Genomic DNA, 17,002 nt, shown 5'->3' on the forward strand with positions numbered 1-17,002 from the left:
ACCGATGCAAGGGAAGACAACCGGACGGTAATAACGAGTGACTTGCGTCTGGTTGACTCAACCCCGACTTGACGATCGCCAGCGGCGTGGCACTATTGAGTCAAGTTCACTCAACTTGTGGTGGGGCCGCTGCGGGCGGGTCCGCCGAGCGGGGCGCCGGCCAGGCCGGTCACCTGCTCAACGTTACGAAGCGAGGAAGCGAAGATGGCACGTGCGGTCGGTATCGACCTCGGCACGACGAACTCCTGCGTCAGCGTCCTGGAGGGCGGTGAGCCCACCGTCATCGCCAACGCTGAGGGATCGCGGACGACGCCGTCGATCGTCGCGTTCGCCCGCAACGGGGAGGTGCTCGTCGGTGAGGTCGCCAAGCGCCAGGCGGTGACCAACCCGGACCGGACCATCCGTTCGGTCAAGCGGGAGATCGGCACCAACTGGTCCGTCGACATCGACGGCAAGAAGTACACGCCGCAGGAGATCTCGGCCCGCACGCTGATGAAGCTCAAGCGGGACGCCGAGGCCTACCTGGGCGAGCAGATCACCGACGCGGTGATCACCGTCCCGGCCTACTTCAACGACGGCCAGCGCCAGGCCACCAAGGAGGCCGGTGAGATCGCCGGCTTCAACGTGCTGCGGATCGTCAACGAGCCGACCGCGGCCGCCCTGGCGTACGGGCTGGACAAGGGCTCCAAGGAGCAGACCGTCCTGGTCTTCGACCTCGGCGGCGGCACCTTCGACGTGTCGCTGCTGGAACTGGCCGAGGGGGTCATCGAGGTCAAGTCGACCAGCGGTGACAACCACCTCGGTGGCGACGACTGGGACCAGCGGATCATCGATCACCTGGTGAAGACGTTCCGCGGCGAGCACGGCATCGACCTGGCGCAGGACAAGATGGCCCTGCAGCGGCTCCGCGAGGCGGCCGAGAAGGCCAAGATCGAGCTGTCCGCCGCGACCACCACCAACATCAACCTGCCGTACATCACCGCCGGTTCGGCCGGCCCGCTGCACCTGGACGTGACGCTCAGCCGCGCCGAGTTCCAGCGGATGACGCAGGACCTGCTGGACCGCTGCAAGGGCCCGTTCGAGCAGGCCGTGAAGGACGCCGGGATCAAGATCTCCGACGTCGAGCACGTGATCCTGGTCGGTGGCTCCACCCGGATGCCGGCCGTCACCGACCTGGTCAAGCAGCTCACCGGTCGCGACCCCAACAAGGGCGTCAACCCGGACGAGGTCGTCGCCGTCGGCGCCGCCCTCCAGGCCGGCGTGCTCAAGGGCGAGGTCAAGGACGTCCTGCTGCTCGACGTGACCCCGCTGAGCCTGGGCATCGAGACCAAGGGCGGCATCTTCACCAAGCTGATCGAGCGCAACACCACCATCCCGACCAAGCGCTCCGAGGTCTTCACCACGGCGGACGACAACCAGCCGTCGGTGCTGATCCAGGTCTTCCAGGGCGAGCGGGAGATCGCGGCCTACAACAAGAAGCTCGGCACCTTCGAGCTGACCGGCCTGCCGCCGGCCCCGCGTGGCGTACCGCAGATCGAGGTCGCCTTCGACATCGACGCCAACGGCATCGTCAACGTGCACGCCAAGGACCTGGGCACCGGCAAGGAACAGAAGATGACGATCACCGGCGGCTCCTCGCTGCCGAAGGACGACATCGAGCGCATGCGACGCGACGCCGAGGAGCACGCCGACGAGGACAAGCGTCGCCGCGACGAGGCCGAGACCCGCAACCTGGCCGAGGCGCTCCAGTGGCAGACCGAGAAGTTCCTCGCCGAGAGCGGCGACAAGCTGCCCGCGGAGTCCCGCGAGCAGATCAACGAGGCCCTCGGCGAGCTGCGCGGCGCGCTCGGCGGCCAGGACATCGAGAAGATCAAGTCGGCGCACGAGCGGCTGGCCCAGGTGTCCCAGCAGGCCGGTTCCCTGCTCTACAACCAGCCGGGCGAGCAGCCGGGTGAGGCCGGTCCGGGTGCCGGTGCCGGCGCGGCCGGCGGCGCTCCGGGCGGCACGCAGGCCGGCGGTGCCGACGACGTGGTCGACGCCGAGATCGTGGACGAGGACAAGGACAAGAAGTGACGTTCCACCTCGGACACGCACTCGACGCAGAGGGATTGAGGTAGCCGCATGACGGAGAAGCCACGAGCCGCCGACCCGGGTTCCACCGGGTCGGCGCCGGGTGGCTCCGCGTCCGCCGGACAGTCGTCCGACGAGCCGCGGGTCGTCATCCGCAACAACCGCAAGATCGGTGAGACCGAGGGTACGGACACCGCCGCCGCCGACGCCGGATCGGACGTACCGGCCGAGGGGCTGGTCTCCGACGCCGAGGTCGTGGTGGACGAGATCGAGGTCGAGTCCACCGCCGTGGCCGGCGCGACGCCGGCCGGTCCACCCGTGGTGGACGCACCGGCGGAACCGGTCGGCGCGGCCGGTGGCGGGCTCGGCGCCGAGCTGGAGGCGCTCCGGGTCGAGCTGGACGAGCGCACCCGGGACCTGCAACGGGTGTCGGCGGAGTACGCCAACTACCGCAAGCGGGTGGACCGGGACCGGGGTCTGGTGACCGAGCAGGCGACCGGCGCGGTGCTCGCCGCGTTGCTGCCGATCCTCGACGACCTGGACCGGGCCCGCGAGCACGGCGACCTGGTCGGCCCGTTCGGCACGGTGGCCGAGCAGCTCACCACCGCGCTGGGCAAGTTCGGGCTGACCCCGTTCGGCGAGCAGGGCGACCCGTTCGACCCCACCCTGCACGAGGCGGTGGCGCACCAGACGTCGGCCGAGGTCACCGAGCCCACCTGTGTGCAGGTGATGCGGCGCGGTTACCAGGTCGGCGAACGGCTGCTGCGACCCGCGATGGTCGCGGTCGCCGACCCCGAGTAGTGCGCAGCGACCTGATCGTCCCGCCCGCCCCCACCGGGCGGGCGGGACGTCCGGCCATCGGTGGGAAGGGGGTGGACCGGTGAGTTCCAAGGACTGGATCGAAAAGGACTACTACGCCGCGCTGGGCGTACCGAAGACCGCTGGCGCGGACGACATCAAGAAGGCCTACCGGAAGCTCGCCCGGGAGTCGCACCCGGACCACAACCCCGGCGACCCGAAGGCGGAGGAGCGCTTCAAGACGGTCTCCGAGGCGTACGCGGTGCTCGGCGACGAGGCCAAGCGCCGCGAGTACGACGAGATGCGGTCGCTCTTCGGTTCCGGGGCGTTCCGGCGCAACGCCCGTGCCGGCGGCCAGCCGGGCGGCGTGCCGTTCGACGTGTCCGACCTGTTCGGCGGAGCCCCCGGCGGCGGTGACCGTCGGTTCGGCGGGGCCGGCTTCCAGGACCTGTTCAGCTCGATCTTCTCCGGCGGCGGCGGGGGCGGTGGCGCGCCTCGTGGCCCCGCCCGGGGTCGGGACGTCGAGACCGAGGTGTCGCTGGACTTCGACGACGCGGTACGCGGAGTCACTCTTCCGCTGACCCTGCGCGCGCCAGGCGTCTGCGACACCTGCCACGGCAACGGGGCGAAGCCCGGCACCCAGCCGCGTACCTGCCCGGTCTGTCACGGTGCCGGGGTGAACACCCGCAACCAGGGGTCGTTCAGCTTCTCCGAGCCGTGCCGCAACTGCCAGGGCGTCGGCACGGTGGTGGAGGAGAAGTGCCCGGAGTGCCAGGGCACCGGTGGGGTCACCAAGACCCGCACGATGAACGTACGCTTCCCGGCCGGGGTGGCCGACGGCCAGCGGATCCGGCTGGCCGGGCGCGGTGAGCCCGGCGAGCGCGGCGGCCCGGCCGGCGACCTCTTCGTACAGGTCAAGGTGCGCCCCGACGAGCTGTTCGGGCGGTCCGGTGACGACCTCACGCTGACCGTGCCGATCACCTTCGCCGAGGCGGTGCTCGGCATCGACCTGCGGGTGCCCACCCTCGACGGCGCGGTGACCCTCCGGGTGCCGCCGGGCACGCCGAGCGGCCGGATCCTGCGGGCGCGCGGCAAGGGCGTGGTGCGCCGCGACGGTCAGGCGGGTGACCTGCTGGTCACCCTCGACGTGGTGGTGCCGGCGACGGTGTCGGAGCAGGCACGGGCGGCGCTGGAGACGTTCGCCGGCCAGACGCCGCCGGCGGCACGGGAACATCTCGACGCGCGGGTGCGTCGAGTCGGTTGACGAGGTGTGCGGTGGTCCGGTGCGAGGCGCGGAGGTGAGCGGGGATGTCGGACGGGTTCGTCGGTGCGGGTGAACCGGCCTACGAGGCCAAGGTACTGATGATCTCAGTGGCGGCGCGGATGGCGGGGATGCACCCCCAGACGTTGCGCCAGTACGACCGGCTGGGCCTGGTGCAGGCCGGCCGGGCGGCCGGTGGTGGACGCCGGTACAGCGTCCGGGACGTGGTGCTGCTGCGCGAGGTGCAGCGGCTCAGTCAGGACGACGGCATCAATCTCGCCGGGGTCAAGCGGATCATCGGCCTGGAGCAGCTGGTGGAGCAGGCGCAGCAGCGGGTGGCCCGGCTGGAGGCGGAGCTGGACGCCGCGTACCGGCGGATCGCCGAGTTGGAAGCGGTGGTCCGCTTCCCGGGCAGCGACCTGGTGCCCACCAGTCGGGCCTCCACCGCGCTGGTGGTCTGGCGTCCACGGCGGGGGCCGGAGCGCTGACACCGATGTCGCCGAGCCGTCGCGGCCCGGTCCGATCGCCGGTTTTCCCGGCGCGGGCCGGGCCGGCTTCGTTACGCTTCGAATGAGGCCGTAACCGCTTAATTCGGACCTACCGGCATGGCGAGGGGGAGCCCGTGACGGAACCGGCGAAGAAGGTGGCCGAACAGACCGAGGAACGCCTGGAAAAGGTGGCCGAGAACGTCCGGAAACGGTTCGACAAGATCACCGACGGGCGATTCCGCGACAAGATCAACGATGGCCGCTTCGGCGACCAGGTCGACCACGGCGTCGACCAGGGGCGCGACGAGAGCCGCCGCAAGAGCTGACCGGTACACCGGTCGATCGGCGAACGGGCCGGGACCCACGGGGGGTCCCGGCCCGTTTCCGGGGTGGGGGGGGTCAGGCGAGGCGGCGGTTCTCGCGGACCAGGCCGCCCTCGCACCAGTCCCGGTAGACGAAGAGGTCGGGTCGGGCGAGCAGCACCCGGCTGTTGTGCGCCCAGGTGCGCATCAGGTCGTCGCCGTCCCGTTCGGCCTGCTCGACCAGCTTGCGGAAGCGCCGCTTGGGGTGGGCGCGGAAGTTCGTCCGGATGCCGTCCGCGGCGTAGATGTAGAGGCAGTGCAGCGCGAACCGGCGGGCCGGGCACGCCGGGTCGATGGCCAGGTCGAACAGGGTCGACACCAGGCGGTCCCCGGAGACGAGCAGGTCCCAGTCCGGCGGCATGGACGACAGCGGCACCGAATCGGGTTGGTAGGCCCAGGCCCGCAGCTCCGCCGGGGACGGGTCGACGGGGTTGGCGAAGCCGTGGAACGTTGACTCCTGCACGCTCACCGGCCAACCTTCCGCTCTCGCCCGCCGGGGCCCCGGCACCCCGCGAACCGTGGCTGCTGGGGCGACACGGTAACGCGGCGGACCTCGGCAGCGGTAGACCCGCAGGGAAGCAATTCGGTAAACCCTTGGCGGGGCCGGGCCCACCGTGCGGTCGGCCCGGCCGGCGAGGGTCCGTCAGTCGGTGACGGGCAGGGACTGCCGGGCCCGCTCGGCGGCCGCCCGTCGCCGCAACCACGCCTTGAACCAGGCCAGGTCGGGGACCCGTGCCAGCATCGGCCCGGTCACCACCGTGATCAGGACGTACGCGGTGGCGAGCGCGGCCAGTCGCGGCTCCACGCTGCCGGCGGCGACCGCGAGTCCGGCGATGACGATGGAGAACTCCCCACGCGGCACCAGGGTGAGGCCGGTTCGCCAGCGGCCGGGCTCGGCGATGCCGACCCGCTTGGCGGCCAGGTAGCCGGTCAGCGTCTTGGTGCCCATCGTGATCACGGCCAGCGCCAGCGCCGGAAGCAGCACCGGCGGAATGTCCCGCGGGTCGGTGACCAGCCCGAAGAACAGGAAGAAGACCGCGGCGAAGAGGTCCCGCAGCGGGGTGAGCAACTCGGTGGCGTGGTGCGCCACCGGCCCGGACAGCGCGATGCCGACCAGGAACGCGCCGACGGCCGCCGACACCTGGAGCTTCGCGGCCACGCCGGCGACCAGCAACGTCAACCCGAGGACTCCGAGCAGCAGGGCCTCCGGGTCACGGGCGGACATCACCGAGGAGATGACGCTGCCGTACCGGATCGCGACGACCAGCACGACCAGGACGGTGACGACCGCGACGACGAGCGTGATCCCACCGCCGACCAGGGTGGCACCGGCCAGCACCGCGGTGAGCAGCGGCAGGTAGAAGGCCATCGCCAGGTCCTCGATGACCAGCACCGACAGCACCACCGGGGTCTCCCGGTTGCCGAGCCGTCCCAGGTCGGCCAGCACCTTGGCGACGACCCCGGAGGAGGAGACCCAGGTGATGCCGCCGAGTACCAGCGCGGCCACCCAGTCCCAACCGAGCAGCAGGGCGAACGCGGCACCGGGCAGCGCGTTGAACACCCCGTCGATGAGGCCGGCCGGTGCGGCCGCCCGCAGGTTGCCGACGAGTTCACCGGCCGAGTACTCCAGGCCGAGCATCACCAGCAGCAGGATCACGCCGATCTCGGCGCCGATCGCGAAGAACTCCTCGCTGGCCTTGAACTCCAGCAGGCCGCCGTGACCGAAGATCAGGCCGGCCAGGAGATAGAGCGGGATCGGGGAGAGACCGACCCGGCGGCTGAGCCGGCTCAGCAGGCCGAGCAGGAACAGCAGCGCACCGACCTCGATGAGCAGAGAGGTGGTCTCGTGCATCCGCCTCAGCCGTCCGGGTCGCTGTTGGCGAGGATGGCGGTCACTCCGTCGAGACCCTGACGGGTCCCGACGACGACCACCACGTCACCGGCCGCGAAGCGGAAGGAGGGCTCGGGGGAGACGTTGACGTCTCCGTGACGCAGCACCGCCACGATCGAGGCGCCGGTGCGGGTACGCGCCCTGGTGTCACCCAGCTTCCGGCCGACGTACTTCGAGCCGGCGGGGATGGCGACCTGTTCGGTGAGCAGACCGGCGGCCTGCTCCCGCAGCCCGGAGAGCTGACCCAGCATCAGCGACGCGCCGAGGATGTCGGCCAGCGCCTCCGCCTCGTCGTCGGTCAGCGGGATGTCGTACTGGCCCGCGTCCGGGTCGTCCGGGTCGTACAAAACGAGGTCACGACGGCCGTTGCGGTGGGACACCACGCCGAGCCGACGTCCGGATTCCGTCATCAGGTCGTGACGTACGCCGATTCCCGGTAGGGCAGTCTGTTCGACACGTACTCGCACCGGGCAAGGCTACCCCCTGGGGGAGGGGCCCATGATCCAGCCGATGACCAGGCGGTTGCCGGCGCTGCTGTTGGCGCCCGTGCTGGCCGGTTGTTCGGTCGGCGACGTCCGCCGGGACCCGCCGGTCCGCACCGCCGCGCCGCCCGCGACAAGCGCGGGTGCGCGACCCGGCCCGGCCGAGGTCACCGAGACCCGCGCCGCCCAGGTGGCCGTCGGCAAGGGGTACGACCCTCCGTTCGTCGAGTTCGTCGACGTCGCGCTCGGGTACGCGCTGTTCGCCTCCTGCGGTGAGCGGCCAGCGGGCCGGGACTGCCCGGCCCTGCTCTACGCCACGACCGACGGCGGGCGCACCTGGCGGAAGCTGCGGCACCCGCGCCCGGTGGCGAAGGGCCAGCAGATGTACACGGCCTCCGGGCTGCTGACGCTGTGGAGCGAGCCGCACGGCTGGTGGACCTCGATCGACGGTGGCGGCACCTTCCGGCACACCCCGGGTGAGAAGGAGCCGGCCGAGTGGCGGGCCACCCTGGGCCGGTTCCAGATCGACCAGGAGACCGATCGGGTGGGCCGGTGGGAGGGTCACGGGCTGCGCCCGCTGCCGGTCCAGCCGGAGCTGCCCGCGCTCAACACCGTCACCGAGCGGCACGGGGTGCTGGTGGCGGCGGGCGCGCGCGACGGCAGGGCGTACGCGGCGATCTCGACGGACCAGGGTCGGAGCTGGCGGACGACTGACGTGCCGGCGCCCGACGGCGCGGTGGAGCTGGTGTGGGCGCGGAACGCGCCGGACGGCGACCTGTGGCTGGTGGGCGACCGGGGTGATCGGAGGTCGTTCCCGGCGTTGTGGCGGTGGGCCGACGGATGGCAGGCGGTACGGGCGGAGGGGCACCCGGAGCGGGCCCACTCGGTCGTGCCGCTCGGCGGCGGGCTGCTCGCCACGAACGGTCCGGGCGGCGCCGGGGTGGTGGTGGAGGGGCGGTACGAGTACCTGCCGTGGCCGGTGGCCGACGTCCACAACCTGGTGATGCTCGCTGACGGCGGGCTGGCCGCGGTCGCCCCGGACGAGGTGCTGCTCGGGGTCGGGCGGCATGCCGAACGCCGGTGGGTGAAGGTGGTCCTCGTCGCCGGGTGACTCAGCTCACACCGCTAAGGTTGAGCGGAATAGGCTCAACTCTGGGAACGTCCGTACCAGTGGACACGCCGATTCCGGGGGAGCCCATGAACACCGAACGTCTCACCACCAAGAGCCGCGAGACCATCACCGGCGCCGTCGCGCAGGCCAACCAGCGCGGCCACGCCACCGTGGAGCCCTGGCACCTGCTGCTGGCCCTGCTGGACACCGACGGCTCGACCGCCGCCCTGCTGCGCGCCGTCGGGGCCGACCCGGCCGAGCTGCGCCGGGTCGCCCAGCGCTCGGTCGACGCCCTGCCCGCCGCGCGCGGCTCCAGCATCGCCGAGCCCACCCTGGCCCGCGAGTTCGTCAACGCGATCGGCGCCGCCGAGCAGATCGCCCGGCCGCTCGGCGACGAGTACACCTCCACCGAGCACCTGCTCGCCGGCCTGGCCCGGGTGGGCGGCGCGGTGTCCGGCGCGCTGAAGTCGGCCGGGGCGACCGAGGAGACCCTGGTCGCCGCGTTCCCCACGGTGCGCGGCGGCGACCGGCGGGTGACCACCGCCGACCCGGAGCAGACGTACCAGGCCCTGACCAAGTACGGCGTCGACCTGACCGCCAGCGCCCGGGACGGCAAGATCGACCCGGTGATCGGCCGGGACTCGGAGATCCGCCGGGTGATCCAGGTGCTGTCCCGGCGGACCAAGAACAACCCGGTGCTGATCGGTGAGCCGGGCGTCGGCAAGACCGCCATCGTCGAGGGCCTGGCCCAGCGGATCGTCGCCGGCGACGTGCCCGAGTCGCTGCGGGACAAGAAGCTGGTCTCGCTGGACCTCGGCGCGATGGTCGCCGGCGCGCAGTACCGGGGTCAGTTCGAGGAGCGGCTCAAGTCCGTCCTGGAGGAGATCAAGAACTCCGACGGGCAGGTCATCACGTTCCTCGACGAGCTGCACACCGTGGTCGGCGCGGGCAAGGGCGAGGGCTCGATGGACGCCGGCAACATGCTCAAGCCGATGCTGGCCCGCGGCGAGCTGCGGATGGTCGGCGCGACCACGCTGGACGAGTACCGCGAGCACATCGAGAAGGATCCGGCCCTGGAGCGCCGCTTCCAGCCGGTGCTGGTCGGCGAGCCGACCATCGAGGACACCATCGGCATCCTGCGCGGCCTCAAGGAGCGCTACGAGGTGCACCACGGCGTACGGATCACCGACGCCGCCCTGGTCGCCGCCGCCACCCTCTCCGACCGCTACATCACCGACCGGTTCCTGCCGGACAAGGCGATCGACCTGGTCGACGAGTCCGCGTCCCGGCTCCGGATGGAGATCGACTCCCGTCCGGTCGAGGTCGACGAGATCGAGCGGGCGGTACGCCGGCTGGAGATCGAGGAGATGGCGCTGGCCAAGGAGCCGGACGCCGCCTCCGCCGAGCGGCTGGAACGGCTGCGCAAGGAGCTGGCCGACAAGCGCGAGCAGCTCACCGTGCTCTCCGAGCGCTGGCAGTTGGAGAAGAGCCACATCACCCGGCTGTCCACCGCCAAGGAGGAGCTGGAGCGCCTCGGCGGCGAGGCCGAGCGGGCCGAGCGGGACGGCGAGCTGGAGCGCGCCGCCGAGCTGCGCTACGGCCGCATCCCGGCCCTCAACGCCGACCTGGCCCGGGCGGAGGAGGAGCTGGCCCGGCTCCAGGCCGACGGCGCCATGCTCAAGGAGGAGGTCGGCGCGGACGACATCGCCTCGGTGGTCGCCTCGTGGACCGGCATCCCGGCCGGTCGCCTGCTGGAGGGTGAGACGGCGAAGCTGCTCCGGATGGAGGAGTCGCTGCGCGGCCGCGTGGTCGGCCAGCCCGAGGCGGTGGGCGCGGTCTCCGACGCGGTCCGCCGGGCCCGGGCGGGTGTCGCCGACCCGGACCGCCCCACGGGCAGCTTCCTCTTCCTCGGCCCGACCGGCGTCGGCAAGACCGAGCTGGCCAAGGCGCTCGCCGAGTTCCTGTTCGACGACGAGCGGGCGATGGTCCGCATCGACATGAGCGAGTACGGCGAGAAGCACTCGGTGGCCCGGCTGGTCGGCGCCCCGCCCGGCTACGTCGGCTACGAGGAGGGCGGCCAGCTCACCGAGGCGGTGCGCCGCCGGCCGTACTCGGTGATCCTGCTGGACGAGGTGGAGAAGGCCCACCCGGACGTCTTCGACATCCTGCTCCAGGTGCTCGACGACGGGCGGCTCACCGACGGCCAGGGCCGTACGGTGGACTTCCGCAACGCGATCCTGATCCTCACCTCCAACCTGGGGTCGTCGGTGATCGGTGACCTGACGCTGGCCGAGGAGCAGCGCCGCGAGGGCGTCCTGGCGGTGGTCCGGTCGCACTTCAAGCCGGAGTTCCTCAACCGCCTCGACGACATCGTGGTGTTCGCCGCGCTGCGTGGTGACGACCTGCGGGCCATCGTGGACATCCAGCTGGAGCGGCTGCGTCGCCGGCTGGCCGACCGCCGGCTGGGCCTGGAGATCACCGAGCCGGCCCGGGGCTGGCTGGCCGAGCACGGGTACGACCCGATCTACGGCGCGCGCCCGCTGCGCCGCCTGGTCCAGTCCGCCATCGGCGACCAGTTGGCCAAGGCCCTGCTGGCCGGCGAGATCCGCGACGGCGACCTCGTCCAGGTGGACCTCTCCGACACCAAGCAGACCCTGAACGTCCACCGAGCCTGATCCCGGATCCGCTGCGTTGATCATGGGGTTGCCGTGCCGATCCGCTCTGGAGCACGGCAACCTCGTGATCAACAGGGTGGGTGGGGGTGCGGCGGGGAAGTAGGAGGGGCATGTTCGGGATGGGGAAGAAGAAGGTCGGGCGGGACGTCGAGCTGTTGGCGGGGGCGGAGACGGTGGCGTTCGGGCCGGTGGGGATCGCCGGCACGACGCTGCCGGTGACCGAGGCGTACCGGCGGGTGGAGGCGGCGCTCGCCGACCACCCCGAGGACGTCCGCGAGCGGCTCGTCCGCCTGCTCGACGAGGGCTCCCCGGCCGGCAAGGTCTACGCGGCCACCCTGCTCGAACGCCTCGACCCGGCCGCGGGCCGGCGGGCCTGGGAGACGCTGCGCGAGGACACCGCCGAGTTCGGCACCTTCACCGGCTGCGTCATGGGCCGGACCACCCTGCGCGAGTACGCCACCGACCGCCACACCGGAGCGTGACCCCTCCGCTGGCCCATTACCTCCGGTAGTCGGTTCGTCACCTGAAGACGCCAGGTTTCCCCAGGTGCGCGGGGTTGTTACCGTCTCCGCCGACGTACCTGGGGAGGTTGTCGGTGAACGGTTCGGTGGCGTATGTGCTGGCGGCGGTGGGTTGTCTCGTCGGCGTGGCCGGGGTGGTGGTCGCCGTCGTGGCCCTGCGCCGCTCCCGGTCCCGCCCGCCGGCCGCCAAGGCTCCGGAGGACCCGCTGCGGGACCGCGACTCGGACGCGCTGCGCGGCGACCCGCGCCGCCTGAAGCCCGGCGACATCGTCGAGATCCGGGGCGTGTCGTTCGCCGTGCGCGGCACGATCCGCCTGGTCGAGGGCGGCTGGAGCTGGGCCGAGCACCTGCTCGACGATGCCGGTGAGGTCCGCCGGTGGCTGTCGGTGGAGGAGGACCCGGAGCTGGAACTGGTGCTGTGGGCGGCCGAGCCGGGCGCGACGGTCACCCCGGGGGCGCCCACCCTCGACTTCGACGGCCGCCGCTACAGCTGGAACGAGTCGGGTCAGGCGCGGTACACCGCCGTCGGCACCACCGGCCTGGACCCGAGCGGCACCATGCGCTACCACGACTACCAGGCGTCCGGCGGTGCGCGGCTCTCCTTCGAGGCGTACGGCGAGGCGGGCTGGGAGGTGGCCCGGGGCGAGAAGCTGCACCGGGCCGAGGTGATGATCTACCCGCAGGCAGAGGTGGGCTGAGTGCTCGTCACCCTGCACACCCCGTACGTCGACACCAGCGCCGCCGAGCTGAGCCTCGCCCTGGACGACGAGGAGCGGCCCGCGCTGCACGTGCTCGACCTCGACCTGCCCGGTGCGGTGCGGCTGCGGCTACGGCTGCTCGGGGCCTCCCACCAGGTGGTGGTGCGCGCGTCCGGCACCACGCTGACCGAGACGGTGGCCTGCCTGCCCGGCCGCAGTCCCGACCTGCCCGGAGCGCTGCACGACGAGCGCACCGGTTACCGGTTCACCGCCGCCGTGCTGCGTCCCGACGGCGACGGTCTGGCCGAGCGGGTGGCCCGGCTCCGCGCCGAGCTGGCCGACGACCCGTACGCGCTGGTCGGCGTCTTCCCCGGTGACGTGGACGCGGTGACCGCCCTGTCGGTGCGTCCCGACCCGCCCGACGGCACCCTCCGCTGGCGCACCTGGCACGCGTACCCCCAGACCAACGAACTGGTCCTGACCGAAACGGTGGTGGCCCTGCGATGACGTACCGACGCTGGTTCCTGGTGGGTGTGGTGTTCGCCGTGATCGGCGCGCTGATCGCCGCGTTCGCCATCTTCTACGGCAACTTCTCGCCGCGCGGGTTCGTCGAGGACCGCTACCGCCGGGCCGCCGCGCAGGACATCGGCTCGGACGCGGTCGCGTTCACCAGCACCAAGAACCCGAGCACGGTGGCGCAGGAGGTCAGCGACGCCTGGAAGCCGGCCGACCAGTACGTCGACGGCAGCGGCGTGTACCTGCGTTACGACGACGACTCGGTGGTGATCCTGCCGCTCGCCGCCGGCTCGCTGATCCTGCTGGAACGACTGAACACCGCGTACCCGCGCTACCACTCCACGGTCGGCAGCCACTGGGGTTGGGGGCGGGGGAACACCGTCCGGGGCGGCGGCCCCGGCAGCGGCAAGTAGACCCGGGCCCGCCCCACCGAACGAATCCCCTGGAGCATCCCTGTGCAGACCCTCGTCACCGACCTGTTGGTCACCCTCGCCTACGGCGTGGTCGGCATCGTCCTCATGGGCATCGGCTACGTCCTGGTCGACGTGGCCACCCCCGGCAAGCTCCACGAGCTGATCTGGAACGAGCGCAACCGCAACGCCGCGCTGCTGCTCGCCTCCAACCTGGCCGGCGTGGGCGTCATCGTGGTCGCCGCGATCGCCGCCAGCGAGGACGACTTCGTGCTCGGACTGGTCGGCGCGGCCGCGTACGGGATCCTCGGCCTGGTCATCATGGCCGCCGGGTTCCTGCTGCTCGACGCCGCCACCCCCGGGCGGCTGGGGGAGATCCTGGTGGACCCGGAGCCGCACCCGGCGGTCTGGGTGTCGGCCGTCGTCCACCTCGCCTCCGGCGCGATCATCGCCGCCGCGATCAGCTGATGGCCGACGCGAAGAACGCCCTGGGCTGGGGTATCGGTCTCCTGGTGCTGGCCGGCGTCGTCGTCGGGATCTCGGTCACCGGGAACGACGGCGACGGCACCGCCGTCCTGCCGCCCACCGCCACCCAGCGCACCGACACCGTGCCGATCCTGCGCAGCGCCTTCGAGAGTCAGGGCGTCTGCTACGGCTGGCGGTTGACCCGTGGGTACGGCGGCGATCCGATCAGCGTCGGCTCCAACCTCGGTGACGGGATCCCGGCGGCGGAGGACCCGCGCTGCCCGCGCTGGGTCGAGGTGGTCGGCCGGGTCACCTACACCCTGGAGAGCAGCGAGGCCGACGACCGCGCCACGGTGGATGTCGACGGATCGGCGGACTTCCCGGCCACCGACCTGATCCTGATCGAGCGGGGACTGGAGCGGTTCGACCTGGCCCCCGACGCGTTCGTCGACGACCCGGGATGGGCGGTCACCCGGGCCGCCGTCACCCTGCCGCTGCTGGTCGCCGAGCGGGGCAGGGCCGAGTTCGCGCCGGTCGCCACCGCCGCGCCGGCCGCCCCGCCGGCGCCGCTCGCCGACGCCGGCAGCGACCTGTGGCGGGACCGCCGGGGCTGGCTGATCGGCGCGGCGGTGCTGCTGCTGATCACCGCGCTGCTGGTCACCGTCGGCCTGGTGCAGCGCCGCCGGCAGCGGGCCGCGCCGCCCGCCGTCCCGGTGCACCGCGCCGGGAAGGACCCGTCGAGGCGTACGCCGGAGCGGGCGTGACCGTCGACGCGCCGGCCCGGTGGCGGCTGGCCCGCGCCACCGTGCTGGCCGCGGTCTTCGTGTGCGCGGCCTGCGGGCTGGTGTACGAGCTGGCCCTGGTCGCGCTCGGCAGCTACCTGATCGGCGACACGGTCGGGCAGGCGTCGATCGTGCTCGGGGTGATGGTCTTCGCGATGGGGGTCGGGGCGCTGGCCGCGAAGCCGTTGCAGTCCCGGGCCGCCGCCGCGTTCGCCGCGGTCGAACTGGTCCTGGCGCTGCTCGGCGGCCTTTCCGTACTCGGCCTGTACGCCGCGTTCGCCTGGCTGGACCTCTACGGCCCGGCGCTGGTGGCGACGGCGTTCGTGCTGGGCCTGCTGATCGGCGCGGAGATTCCGCTGCTGATGGTGCTGCTGCAACGGATCCGCGAGCAGTCCGCCGGCAGCGCGGTGGCGGACCTCTTCGCCGCCGACTACGTCGGCGCGCTGCTCGGCGGCCTGGCCTTCCCGTTCCTGCTGCTGCCGATCTTCGGCCAGCTCAAGGGCGCCCTGGTGGTCGGTGCGGTGAACGCCGTCGCCGGGGTCGCCCTGGTCTTCACCGTCTTCCGCCGGGAGCTGAGCCGGCGGGCACGCGTCGCGCTCACCGCCGGCTCCGTCGTGGTGGCGCTCTGCCTGGGGTACGCGTGGCTGACCGCCCGCGACTTCGAGGTGACCACCCGGCAGCAGTTGTACCGCGATCCGGTGGTGCACGCCGAACGCAGCCGCTACCAGGAGATCGTGCTCACCCGCTCGGTCGCCGAGCCGGGCCGGACCGGCGCCACCGACCTGCGGTTGTTCCTCAACGGTGACCTCCAGTTCTCCTCGGTGGACGAGTACCGCTACCACGAGGCGCTGGTGCACCCGGTGCTGAACGGAACGCGCGGCGAGGTGCTGGTGCTCGGCGCCGGCGACGGGCTGGCCGTCCGGGAACTGCTGCGCTACCCGGACATCCGCCGGATCACCGTGGTGGACCTCGACCCGGCCGTGGTGGCGCTGGCCCGCGCCGAGCCGCAACTGCGCCGGCTCAACGCCGGGGCGCTCGACGACCCCCGGGTACGCGTGGTGCACGCCGACGCGTTCGGCTGGCTGCGTACCGCCACCGACCGGTTCGACGCGGTGGTGGCGGACCTGCCGGACCCGGACGAGACGGCCACCGCGAAGCTCTACACGGTCGAGTTCTACGCGCTGGTGAAACGGGTGCTCGCCGAGGCCGGGCGGCTGGTGGTGCAGTCCGGTTCCCCGTACTTCGCGCCCCGGTCGTACTGGTCGATCGAGGCGTCGCTGCGGGAGGCCGGGTTCGCGGTCACGCCGTACCACGTGGACGTGCCCTCCTTCGGCGACTGGGGCTTCCTGCTCGCCGCCCCGGGTAGCGCGCCGCCCGTCCTGACGCTGCCGCCCGACGCGCCGGCGCTGCGCTTCCTGGACGCGGACACCCTGGCCGCCGCCGGTGCGTTCCCGGCCGACCGGGACCGGGTGGACGTGTCGGCCTCGACGCTGCTGCGGCCCCGGGTGCTGGAGTACGCGCGCACGGAGTGGCGCGGCTACTGAGGCGGCCGTTTCGGCGGGTCCGCCCGTCTCGACCTGCCTCGGTGGCCGGAAGTCGATACGGTGTCACCGCGATCTAGGGAAGGAGAATCGTGGTCGATCCCCACCACAACGCACCAGCTCGGGTACGCCCGCGCGAGGTGACCATTTCCAGCTACCTGCTCATGTTCTACGCCGCCCTGGCGCTGCTCGGGCTGATCGTCGCGCTCACCACCATCGGTACCGTCCAGGATGTCTATTCGGATGCCTACGCCGGCAGCGACATGGAAGGTACTGAAGGGGTCATCGCCGTCGTCGGCATCGGTGCCGGTGTAGTCAGCCTGCTCTTCGCCATCGGCTTGGTGGTGCTGGCCCTGCTCAACATGCGGGGCAAGAACGGCGCCCGCATCACCACCTGGGTGGTCGGCGGCATCGCGCTCTGCTGCACCGGCTTCGGCCTGCTCGGCAGCTCGCTGGGCAACTCGATGGGTGGCCAGACGTCGGGCGACGTGCCGAGCCAGGAGGAGATCCAGCGGCGGGTCGAGGACGCCCTGCCGTCCTGGTACGGGCCGGTCAACACGCTGCTCGGGGTGCTGAGCGTCCTGGCGCTGCTGGCGGCGCTGATCCTGTTGGCCCTGCCGAAGGCCAACGAGTTCTTCCGCAAGCAGCAGCAGGGCTGGGAGCCGCCGGTTCCCGGCGCGTCCTACCCGGGCCACCCGCAGGCATCCGGCGAGCCGGGCTACCCGCAGACCCCGGGCTACCCGCAGTCCTCCGGGGAACCCGGTTACCCGCCGCCGCCCGGCCAGCCGGGCACCGGCTCCGCCTCCGGCGGCCCGGAGCAGCCCGGTACGGACCGCCCCGGTCAGAACCCGCCGCCGGTGAGTTGACGCACCGGTAACGGCGACGCCGACGGTCCCTCCGAGTAGGTTGCATCCACACCTACCGGAGGGAC

Annotated in this window: 18 protein-coding genes; 15 read left to right on the top strand and 3 right to left on the bottom strand. The window is 72.2% G+C overall.

What is annotated here, in order from left to right:
* Nucleotides 1–204: 204 nt before the first annotated feature.
* The 5 genes from dnaK to D7223_RS16255 all read left to right on the top strand — a co-directional run bounded on the left by dnaK (nt 205) and on the right by D7223_RS16255 (nt 4,943).
* Nucleotides 205–2,073, top strand: coding sequence for a molecular chaperone DnaK (dnaK, locus tag D7223_RS16235; protein WP_120729225.1), 1,869 nt, complete (start codon nt 205–207; stop codon nt 2,071–2,073).
* 48 nt (nt 2,074–2,121) lie between these two features.
* Nucleotides 2,122–2,871 (top strand): nucleotide exchange factor GrpE, encoded by a 750-nt coding sequence (gene grpE, locus D7223_RS16240; protein WP_120729226.1) that lies wholly within the window; start codon nt 2,122–2,124, stop codon nt 2,869–2,871.
* Nucleotides 2,872–2,950: 79 nt separating this feature from the next.
* Nucleotides 2,951–4,132 carry a molecular chaperone DnaJ gene (gene dnaJ / locus D7223_RS16245; protein WP_120729227.1) on the top strand — a complete coding sequence of 394 codons (1,182 nt, stop codon included), beginning with the start codon at nt 2,951–2,953 and terminating at the stop codon, nt 4,130–4,132.
* 44 nt (nt 4,133–4,176) lie between these two features.
* Nucleotides 4,177–4,617 carry a heat shock protein transcriptional repressor HspR gene (locus tag D7223_RS16250; RefSeq protein WP_120729228.1) on the top strand — a complete coding sequence of 147 codons (441 nt, stop codon included), beginning with the start codon at nt 4,177–4,179 and terminating at the stop codon, nt 4,615–4,617.
* 134 nt (nt 4,618–4,751) lie between these two features.
* Nucleotides 4,752–4,943, top strand: a complete 192-nt coding sequence (locus D7223_RS16255) for a hypothetical protein (RefSeq protein ID WP_120729229.1) — start codon at nt 4,752–4,754, stop codon at nt 4,941–4,943.
* 73 nt (nt 4,944–5,016) lie between these two features.
* On the opposite strand, the gene D7223_RS16260 is transcribed toward D7223_RS16255, so the two are convergent.
* The 3 genes from D7223_RS16260 to D7223_RS16270 all read right to left on the bottom strand — a co-directional run bounded on the left by D7223_RS16260 (nt 5,017) and on the right by D7223_RS16270 (nt 7,337).
* Nucleotides 5,017–5,448, bottom strand: coding sequence for a hypothetical protein (locus D7223_RS16260; RefSeq protein WP_120729230.1), 432 nt, complete (start codon nt 5,446–5,448; stop codon nt 5,017–5,019).
* A gap of 174 nt (nt 5,449–5,622) precedes the next feature.
* The gene (locus D7223_RS16265; protein WP_120729231.1) at nt 5,623–6,831 is read right to left on the bottom strand and encodes a cation:proton antiporter; all 1,209 of its coding nucleotides are present in this window, start codon (nt 6,829–6,831) and stop codon (nt 5,623–5,625) included.
* Between the two features lie 5 nt (nt 6,832–6,836).
* Nucleotides 6,837–7,337 (bottom strand): cation:proton antiporter regulatory subunit, encoded by a 501-nt coding sequence (locus tag D7223_RS16270; RefSeq protein ID WP_120729232.1) that lies wholly within the window; start codon nt 7,335–7,337, stop codon nt 6,837–6,839.
* Between the two features lie 43 nt (nt 7,338–7,380).
* On the opposite strand from D7223_RS16270, the gene D7223_RS16275 reads away from it, so the two are divergent.
* From D7223_RS16275 to D7223_RS16320, 10 genes are all read left to right on the top strand, one after another.
* Entirely contained in the window at nt 7,381–8,463 is a 1,083-nt protein-coding gene (locus D7223_RS16275) for a beta propeller repeat protein (RefSeq protein WP_147252635.1), read from the top strand.
* A gap of 86 nt (nt 8,464–8,549) precedes the next feature.
* Nucleotides 8,550–11,138: an ATP-dependent chaperone ClpB gene (gene clpB / locus D7223_RS16280; protein WP_120729234.1), complete on the top strand. Its 2,589-nt coding sequence runs from the start codon at nt 8,550–8,552 to the stop codon at nt 11,136–11,138.
* 110 nt (nt 11,139–11,248) lie between these two features.
* Nucleotides 11,249–11,620 carry a hypothetical protein gene (locus D7223_RS16285; RefSeq protein ID WP_120729235.1) on the top strand — a complete coding sequence of 124 codons (372 nt, stop codon included), beginning with the start codon at nt 11,249–11,251 and terminating at the stop codon, nt 11,618–11,620.
* A gap of 113 nt (nt 11,621–11,733) precedes the next feature.
* A complete protein-coding gene (locus D7223_RS16290) occupies nt 11,734–12,357 on the top strand; it encodes a DUF4178 domain-containing protein (RefSeq protein WP_120729236.1) in 624 nt (207 codons plus the stop codon).
* Nucleotides 12,358–12,864 (top strand): DUF2617 family protein, encoded by a 507-nt coding sequence (locus tag D7223_RS16295; protein WP_120729237.1) that lies wholly within the window; start codon nt 12,358–12,360, stop codon nt 12,862–12,864.
* Entirely contained in the window at nt 12,861–13,286 is a 426-nt protein-coding gene (locus D7223_RS16300; protein ID WP_120729238.1) for a DUF4247 domain-containing protein, read from the top strand. Before D7223_RS16295 ends, D7223_RS16300 begins: the two co-directional genes overlap by 4 nt.
* Nucleotides 13,287–13,328: 42 nt before the next feature.
* Nucleotides 13,329–13,751, top strand: coding sequence for a DUF350 domain-containing protein (locus D7223_RS16305; protein WP_120729239.1), 423 nt, complete (start codon nt 13,329–13,331; stop codon nt 13,749–13,751).
* Nucleotides 13,751–14,512 carry a hypothetical protein gene (locus D7223_RS16310; RefSeq protein WP_238162039.1) on the top strand — a complete coding sequence of 254 codons (762 nt, stop codon included), beginning with the start codon at nt 13,751–13,753 and terminating at the stop codon, nt 14,510–14,512. The genes D7223_RS16305 and D7223_RS16310 overlap by 1 nt, the downstream gene beginning before the upstream one ends.
* Nucleotides 14,509–16,074 (top strand): polyamine aminopropyltransferase, encoded by a 1,566-nt coding sequence (locus tag D7223_RS16315; protein ID WP_120729240.1) that lies wholly within the window; start codon nt 14,509–14,511, stop codon nt 16,072–16,074. The genes D7223_RS16310 and D7223_RS16315 overlap by 4 nt, the downstream gene beginning before the upstream one ends.
* A gap of 89 nt (nt 16,075–16,163) precedes the next feature.
* Nucleotides 16,164–16,937 carry a hypothetical protein gene (locus D7223_RS16320; protein ID WP_238162041.1) on the top strand — a complete coding sequence of 258 codons (774 nt, stop codon included), beginning with the start codon at nt 16,164–16,166 and terminating at the stop codon, nt 16,935–16,937.
* The last annotated feature ends 65 nt before the right edge of the window (nt 16,938–17,002 follow it).

Source organism: Micromonospora endolithica (assembly GCF_003626595.1).
In the GTDB taxonomy this organism is placed as follows: domain Bacteria; phylum Actinomycetota; class Actinomycetes; order Mycobacteriales; family Micromonosporaceae; genus Micromonospora; species Micromonospora endolithica.